Source organism: Candidatus Eisenbacteria bacterium (assembly GCA_013140805.1).
Taxonomy (GTDB): domain Bacteria; phylum Eisenbacteria; class RBG-16-71-46; order RBG-16-71-46; family RBG-16-71-46; genus JABFRW01.
This window is the reverse complement of sequence record JABFRW010000092.1, coordinates 1-7,902: the sequence shown is the minus strand read 5'-3', so window position 1 is coordinate 7,902 and position 7,902 is coordinate 1. Positions and strand designations below refer to the sequence as shown.

The window sequence follows — 7,902 nt, the reverse complement described above, 5'->3', positions numbered from 1 at the left end:
CTCCTGAGCGCTACGACCTGGCGCTCGATCTCACCGGCCTCGATCGCGTAACTCAGATCCACGGGCCCTCCACGTCACCACTCATGGCGCGTCCGCCGAGCTGTGCGGGAACGCCGTCGCGCCCCCCGAACGCCGCCTGCGCGGCGCGCGCTTCGCCACAGCCGGCGCCTCCAGGGAGGATCTTGCCGGGGTTGAGTGCTCGCGCAGGATCGAATGCCGCACGCAGGCGCTCCATGAGCGCCAGGTCTTCGGGTGCGAACAACTCGTTCATCATGGATCGCTTCTCGATGCCGACGCCGTGCTCGCCCGAGATCGTGCCGCCCATGCGGATGCACATGCGCAGGATTTCGTGCGACACCTCGAGCGCCGCGGCGCGCGCCGCCGGATCGTCGGCGTCGAACAGAATGTGCGGATGCAGATTGCCGTCGCCGGCGTGGAACACGTTGCCGGCCTCGAGCCCGCGCTCGCCTGCCATGCGATAGATCGCCGAAAGGGCTTCGGCGAGCCGGGTGCGCGGAACCACGCCGTCCATGATGTAGAAGCCGCTGGCGGTGCGGCCGTAGGCGCCGAACGCCGACTTGCGGCCGCGCCAGATCGCGGCGCGCTCGGCGTCGTCCTTCGCCACCCGCATGCTGCGCGCACCCGCCTCGCGCGCGATCGCACCGATGCGCTCGACCTGCGCGTCGAGCCCCTCGATCGGCCCGTCCATCTCGATCAGCAGCACCGCGGCCGCGTCGGTCGGGAGTCCCAGGTGCAGCCACGCCTCGACCAGTCCCACGGTGTGGCGATCGATGATCTCCATCGCCGCCGGCACCATCCCCGCAGCGATGGCGTTCGAGACCGCATGACAACCGGCTTCGATGGTCTCGAAGTCGAACAGCATGGTGCGCACGGCCGCCGGCTTCGGCAGCAGTCGCACGCAGATCTCGGTGACGATTCCCAGCGTGCCTTCGCTTCCGATCACGACCGACAGCAGGTCATCGTCGGCCGAATCGAGCGCATCGCCTCCGAGCGTCACCACCGAGCCGTCTTCGAGCACCACCACCGCGCCGAGCACGTGATTGAGCGTGACGCCGTACTTGAGGCAATGCGGCCCGCCGGCATTCGTCGCTACGTTGCCGCCGATCGTGCTGACCTGCTGCGAGGCCGGATCGGGGGCGTAATAGAGCCCGAGCGGGGCGACGTGCTGCGACAACCACAGGTTGACGAGCCCGGGCTGAACCCATGCGAACAGCCGCTCGGCGTCCACGCTCAGCACCGCGTCCATGCGATTGACGCTGAGCACCACTCCACCGAACTCGGGCGTGGCGCCACCCGCGAGTCCGGTGCCCGCGCCGCGCGCCGTGATCGGCAGTCCGAGGGATCGCGCCCAGCGCACGACCGCCGCGACCTCGTCGGAGTTGCGCGGCAGCACCACCACGTCGGGCCGGTGCTTCTCGAGCATCAGCGCATCGGTTTCGTAGGTAAAGAGCGCCGCGTTGCTGCTGACCACTCCGTCGGCGCCGAGCAGGGCCCGGAGCTCGTCGAGATGGGAGGGGGTGAGCGGCGAGGCTGGAGAATTCATCGCGGGCGAGCCTAACATCGGCGCACGCGAGTTGGTCACCCCGTCGGGCTCGACACCGCCGCAGTGCCCACTGCTGCACTCGCGAGTGATGTGGGGTTCGCTGCCAGACTCGCCACCACGTCGGCGACCTGCCGGTAGCCCGTCTCGAGCAGGAACGAACTGTACCGCGCGTACGACTTGTTGCCCACGATGAAGTAGTCCGGCTCGGGGTTCGCGAGCGCGTCGATGCCGAATGCCGGCATCTTCGTGCAGTCGCCGCCGGCCGCGCCGCTGGCGCCCAGGATCGCCGCCGAGAGTTTCATGGGGCCGCGCGAGCCGTAGCACTCGTGAATCTGCAGCTCGCGATAGATCGAGTTGTCGGGGCCGTATCCGGTGTTGACGATCACCTGGTCGACCTCCTCGTTGCGCGTCTGCTCGCCGATCCGCAGCGCGACGCGGTAGCGATGCGTCGCCGAGTTGAACTCGAAGCCCTCGATCACCGCACCACCCACGTGCGTCACCGCCGGGTCGGCCCCCGCCACCAGGGCGCGCGCACCGCGATCGAGCGTCGCGCGCTCCGGCAGCGAGTCGTCGGCGCGCTCGAGGAACAGCGTCGCGGCGTCCCCACGCGTCGCCCACAGCACGCGGGTGCCGGGAGCTTCGGTCGCCAGCTCGGCGAGGTCTCGCACGACCGTGGCGGCGCTGTGTCCCGCACCGATCACCATCGTGCGTTTGCCGGCGTAACGTTCGCGGCGCAGCCCCTTCACGTCGTCGAGGTGATAGCTCAGCTGCGGGCCCAGATAGAGTTCCTGACGTGCCGGGATCCCGCCGTCGCCCGCCCAGTTCGGGGTGCCGTAGACGCCCGAGGCATCGATCACGTTGAAAGCGTGAATGAAGTTCTCGCGTCCCCCGGTGTCGCGGACCAGCAACCGAAATGGAAACTCGCGACGTTCCGGATTCGCGACGAGATCGCCCTTGAGCGTACCGCGCCGCGACACGTGCACGACCTGCGCGTGCGTGTGGACGCGGTCCTTCAGCTCCGGCAACAAGGCGAGCGGCTCGAGAACCTGCGCGACGAGTTCGGCGCCGGTCGGGCAGGCCTCCGGATCCGACCACTTCCAACCGCTGCGCTCGAGGCGCTCGCGCGAAGTCGTCCCCACGTTCATGCGCCACGGTGTGAACAGCCGCACGTGCCCCCATGCGCTCAGATGAGCGCCAACGTCCCCGCGCTCGAAGACGTGCACGTCGAAGCCGGCGTCGAGCGCGGCGAGTGCAGCTTCGAGGCCGACCGGACCGGCTCCGATCACGGCGAGAGTGTTGCGGGCGGGGAGGGCCATGCGGTGCGACTCCTGAGCGGATCGAGGGAATGCGAGGTGTGAAAGGACGAAGCGGAGCCTACCCGAAATGCGCCACGATCGGCGCGTGATCCGAGGCCTTGCCGGGCCCATCGAGACCCGCGAGCGTGCGGCCGCGGGTGCTCGGAGCGGCCGCCGCGTCGGGCCATCCGCGCCCCGCAAACCAGTCGAGCCGCAGCTTTCCGCGTCGTCCCGCCCACGCAACGACCGGGTGCGCGAGTGCGTCGAGCAGCCAGAACGCGCGCGACTCGTCGACGCGGTCGATGCGAAGCTGCAGCGTGGGGTGGAAGTCGACCCACGGCTCCCACGCGAAGCCCGCGGTGCGCAGGATCTCGAACAGCGGCTCGGCCATCGGACCGCGATCGGGCCACAGCAGTCGCCGCTCGAGCCACGGACCCGGAGTCGCCAGCAGCGCGAGTCCCGCCAGAAGTGCCGAGTGCCACTCGCCGCGGTCGAAGGTGTGCGTGTTGAAATCACCCGACATCACGATCGGTCGCCGCTCGCCCCTCAGTGCTTCGACGATCGCCTGCACCTGAGCCGCGCGATGCGCGCGGGTGCGATGTACTTCGAGGTGGGCGGTGACCGCGACGAACGGCGCGCCGGGCCGCAGGATCTCGGCGATCAGTGCCACGTGCCGGCCGACCATGCGCTCGAGATCGAACTGAAGCGCTTCGGGACTCGGCAGCTCGACGACCCGCGCGTTGCCGATCGGCCAGCGCGAAAGAATCGAGAGCCCGAACAGGGATTCCTCATTGGTGCGCCCCGCGGCGGCCGCAAGGTCGTCGTCGCGGCCCAGTGTGGTCTCGAGGAACATGGGGCCCCACACCCCGTGGCGACCGAGCGCTCCGCACAACTCGGCGGTGACGTCGCGATTGCCGGCGCGCGCCATTCCCAGATCGACTTCGTTCATCATCAGCAGATCCGCATCCCGCAGGCTCGGGTGCTCGCGCAACGAGTGCGTGAGCAAATCGAACCAGTTCCCGTGTTCGATGTTCCAGTGCACCGCGTTCACGGGATTGGTTTCGATGGGCGCCGGGTGTTCGCTGGCGGACGCGTCGGCATCGAAGCCCGGCGGCAGGTAGCGATGCACGCGCGCCAGTACCGCGTTGAATCGCGGTGCGAGCGATGACCACTCGGGAGCGGCGTGCAGGGCCGCGAGCGTCGCGTAGGGTTCGACCGCGCGCTGAAGTTGGCGGCATTCCTCGAGCAGCGAGGCGTCGCGCGTCATCGGAGCGGCGTCACTTGCGGGCAGCGCCGCGGGTCGCGAGCCACACCGCGGCCGTCCAGGTCGGCACCAGATCGAGGCCCGGAACCAGCTCGGCCACGAAGGTCGGAAGGAACGCCCAGTGCCATCCGAGCAGCCGGATCAGAAGTGCTGCCACGAGCAGGTCGAGTCCGTTGTTGAACGGCGAGAGTACTCCGGGGGCGAAGAACGGCAGCGCGATCCACTGCAGGAAGTCGGCGAACAGCGCCACCGCCCACGCGGCGCGCCGACGATTCGCCGAACGCTGCGGCAAGTTGACGCCGCCCTGACCCGGCGGGGGCTGAGCGCCCGGCAACGGGGCGCCCACGCGTTCGGTTTCGAGTTCGAGCACCTGTTCGTCCTGGTGAGTGCCATCAGGACGCGAACCGGAATCGCGGCTCATGAATCGAACCCGAAGTTGCGCGCTCGGCGCGCCGCGCGACTGGATTGCGCGGCCCGGGACCGCTCCCTACACTTCAGCCTCATCGAATCTTCAACGGGCGTTCCCGCCGCGACGCTCTCACCCCTGCAAGGAGCCATCGCCCGATGCATCGTCCGCGCACCTTCGCCGAGCTCAAGGCCTCCGGTCACCGACTGCGATCGGTCAAGGACGAGCTGCGCGCCAATCTGACTCGCGCCCTGCGAGCCGGCGAGCCCTTGTTTCCGGGCATCGTCGGCTACGAGAACACCGTCGAACCGCAGGTCGTCAACGCGATCCTCTCGCGCCACGACTTCATCCTGCTCGGCCTGCGCGGTCAGGCCAAGACGCGCCTGCTGCGTGCGCTGACGCGGTTTCTCGACGAGTGGATGCCGGCGGTCGAAGGGTGCCCGCTGCGCAGCGACCCGCTGCAGCCGCTCACCCATCACGCCCGCATGGTGCTCGAGACTCAGGGCGATCAGGCCCCGATCGAGTGGATTCACCGCGACCTCCGTTATCAGGAGAAGCTCGCGACGCCCGACGTGACGATCGCCGATCTGATCGGCGACATCGATCCCATCAAGGCCGCGACTCTGAGGCTCGACTACTCGGACGAACGCGTCATCCACTACGGCATCATTCCCCGCACCAACCGCGGCATCTTCGCGATCAACGAGCTTCCCGACCTCCAGCCGCGCATCCAGGTCGGCCTCCTGAATATGCTCGAGGAAAAGGACTTTCAGATCCGCGGCTTCCCGGTGCGGATTCCGCTCGACGTCGCCATGGTGTTCTCGGCGAACCCCGAGGACTACACCAATCGCGGCAACATCATCACGCCGCTGCGCGACCGCATCAACTCGCAGATCATCACGCACTACCCGCTGACGCGCGAAGACGGCATCGCGATCACCCGGCAGGAGGCGTGGACCGAGCGCGGTTCCGACATCGCGGTGGTGGTGCCGGGCTTCATGCGCGATCTGATCGAGGAAGTGGCGATCCAGGCGCGTCGCAGCGAATACGTCGATCAGAATTCGGGCGTCTCGGCCCGGCTGCCGATCGCACTGCTCGAGAATCTGGTCTCGAACGCCGAGCGGCGCGGGCTGCGCACCGGCGAAACGCGCGTGGTGACGCGGGTGTGCGACCTGGCGAACGCGGTCTCGGGCGTTTCCGGCAAGGTCGAACTGGTGCTCGAAGGCGAGCAGGAGGGCGCGCTCAACGTGGCGCGTGCGCTGCTCGGTCGCGGCATCAAGGCACTGTTCGCGCAGCGGCTGCCGGACGCCTACAAGCCGCGCAAGGGCCGCGCGGCGCAGGCCGAGTCGGAACCGCTCGCCTCGTCCGAATACCGTCCGATCCTCGACTGGTTCGCGAGCGGCAATCATGTCGAGATCGGCGACGACACGCCGCACGATGAGTTCGCCGCTCAGCTCGGCGCGGTCAAGGGACTCGCCCCGCTGGCGGCCAAGTATCTGGAGCCGGCCAGCTCCGAGGAGGCTCCCGTCGCGATGGAGCTGGTACTCGAGGGCCTGCACCAGCATTCGATCCTGTCGCGCGAACGCAGCGATGGAGCGAAGACGTCCTACAAGGACATGCTCAAGAGCATGCTGAGCGGATTCGGCGAGGATTGAGCCCGAGGGCTCGACGATGCGCTTCGACTATTCCAAATGGCGGGGGCCGCGGCCCAACGATCTCCAGTTCCTGAAGCAGATCATGGAGATCTATCGCAATCTGCTGCTCCAGACCGGCGGCGACGTCGACGAGGCGTTGCGCTGGATGGAACACTTCGGCGAGCAGTACGGCTTCTTCAACGAGAAGTTCGGTCTCGCCGACTTCAAGAAGATGCTCGAGGAGACCGGCGAGGCGGAGCGCACGCCGCAGGGCTTCCAGATGACGCCCAGGGGCGAGCGGCGCATCCGCCAGGATTCGCTGAACGAGATCTTCTCGACCCTGCAGGCCGGCGGCGCCGGCGATCACCGCACACCGAACGCGGGTCGCGGCGGCGAGCGGCTGTCCGAGACGCGCGCGTGGCAGTTCGGCGACAACCTGGCGGATCTGGACCCGCTCGCCTCGGTGAGCAATGCGGTCAAGCGTCAGGGCATCGAGAATCTCGAACTCGCCGAGGAGGATCTCGAGGTCTACGAGAACGAGCATCTCTCGGCGTGTGCGACCGTTCTGATGGTGGACGTGAGCCACAGCATGATCCTGTACGGCGAGGACCGCATCACGCCGGCCAAGAAGATCGCGCTGGCGCTCGCGCAACTCATCCGCACGCGCTACCCGAAGGACACGCTCGACGTGGTGCTGTTCGGTGACGATGCCACCCAGGTACCGATCAAGGACCTCATGAAGATCCAGGCCGGCCCGTTCCACACCAACACGCGCGCCGGTTTGCAGCTCGCGCGCCGCATCCTCGAGGGGCGGCGCGGCGTGAACAAGCAGATCTTCATGATCACCGACGGAAAGCCGTCGGCGATCCGCGAGTTCGGGCGCCTCTACAAGAACCCGTTCGGACTCGATCCCAAGATCGTGAACAAGACGCTCGAGGAAGCCGGTCAGTGCCGCCGCAAGCGCATCGCGATCACCACGTTCATGCTCGCGACCGACCATCCGCTGCTCGAGTTCGTGCGGAAGCTCACGGCCCTGAACCACGGCCGCATCTACGAGACCGATCCGAACAACCTCGGCGCCTACGTGTTCCGCGACTTCGTGCGGAACCGCCGCAAACGGGTGCACTAGGGGTGCGGCGCCGGCGCGAAACCGCTTGTGTGCCGCACCACGTCCGTACCATGCTGCGCTCATGAATCCTGCTCCGGAGCTCCGTCGCACCCTCGCGTGCTCGATCTTTGCGCTCCTGCTGGTGGCGCCGTGGCCTGGCATCCGGCCCGCACTGGCGCACGACGAGTCGTCGGAACTTGCGGAAGAGGCGGAGATCGAGAAGCTCGACCCGCTGACCCAGCACCTGGTCCGCGCCGAGTGGTTTCGCGATGACCGCGAGTTCGACAAGGCGCTTGGCCATCTCGCCCTGGCGCGCCGCATGGCGCCTTCCGACCCGCGGGTCGCCCGACTCGGCGCCAAATTCGAGTTCGACGCCGGGCACCACGTCGCGGCCGAGTCGCTCGCGAATCGCGTGCTCGCTTCGCTCGTCGACGACGCGACCGCGCTCGGAGTCCGCGCCCGCGTGCGCGCGGCGCGCGGTGAGGCACGCGCGCTCATCGACTACGACCGCTGGGTGACCTCGGAGCCGTCGCAGCGCGAAGATCGCGCACTCGAGCGCACGCGGTTCGCGGCACAGCTGCAGGGGCCGGCACCCGCACTCGCGTGGCTCGACTCGAGCGCGGTCGCGCAT

Annotated in this window: 7 protein-coding genes; 3 read left to right on the top strand and 4 right to left on the bottom strand. The window is 68.3% G+C overall.

Features of this window, described 5'->3' with window-relative positions; genetic code table 11:
• Positions 1–52 precede the first annotated feature (52 nt).
• From HOP12_07970 to HOP12_07955, 4 genes are read right to left on the bottom strand one after another with little or no spacing between them, the layout of a single operon-like run.
• Complete coding sequence (locus tag HOP12_07970) at positions 53–1,564, bottom strand: FAD-binding protein (protein NOT34091.1); 1,512 nt, start codon at positions 1,562–1,564, stop codon at positions 53–55.
• A 35-nt stretch (positions 1,565–1,599) separates the two neighbouring features.
• Complete coding sequence (locus tag HOP12_07965; GenBank protein NOT34090.1) at positions 1,600–2,880, bottom strand: FAD-dependent oxidoreductase; 1,281 nt, start codon at positions 2,878–2,880, stop codon at positions 1,600–1,602.
• Between the two features lie 58 nt (positions 2,881–2,938).
• Entirely contained in the window at positions 2,939–4,126 is a 1,188-nt protein-coding gene (locus HOP12_07960; GenBank protein ID NOT34089.1) for a hypothetical protein, read from the bottom strand.
• Positions 4,127–4,136: 10 nt separating this feature from the next.
• Positions 4,137–4,544, bottom strand: a complete 408-nt coding sequence (locus HOP12_07955; GenBank protein ID NOT34088.1) for a hypothetical protein — start codon at positions 4,542–4,544, stop codon at positions 4,137–4,139.
• A 143-nt stretch (positions 4,545–4,687) separates the two neighbouring features.
• On the opposite strand from HOP12_07955, the gene HOP12_07950 reads away from it, so the two are divergent.
• The 3 genes from HOP12_07950 to HOP12_07940 all read left to right on the top strand — a co-directional run.
• Entirely contained in the window at positions 4,688–6,184 is a 1,497-nt protein-coding gene (locus tag HOP12_07950) for a sigma 54-interacting transcriptional regulator (GenBank protein ID NOT34087.1), read from the top strand.
• Positions 6,185–6,200: 16 nt separating this feature from the next.
• The gene (locus HOP12_07945; GenBank protein NOT34086.1) at positions 6,201–7,292 is read left to right on the top strand and encodes a VWA domain-containing protein; all 1,092 of its coding nucleotides are present in this window, start codon (positions 6,201–6,203) and stop codon (positions 7,290–7,292) included.
• A gap of 61 nt (positions 7,293–7,353) precedes the next feature.
• The coding region (locus HOP12_07940) for a hypothetical protein (GenBank protein ID NOT34085.1) at positions 7,354–7,902 on the top strand (549 nt) is incomplete at its 3' end.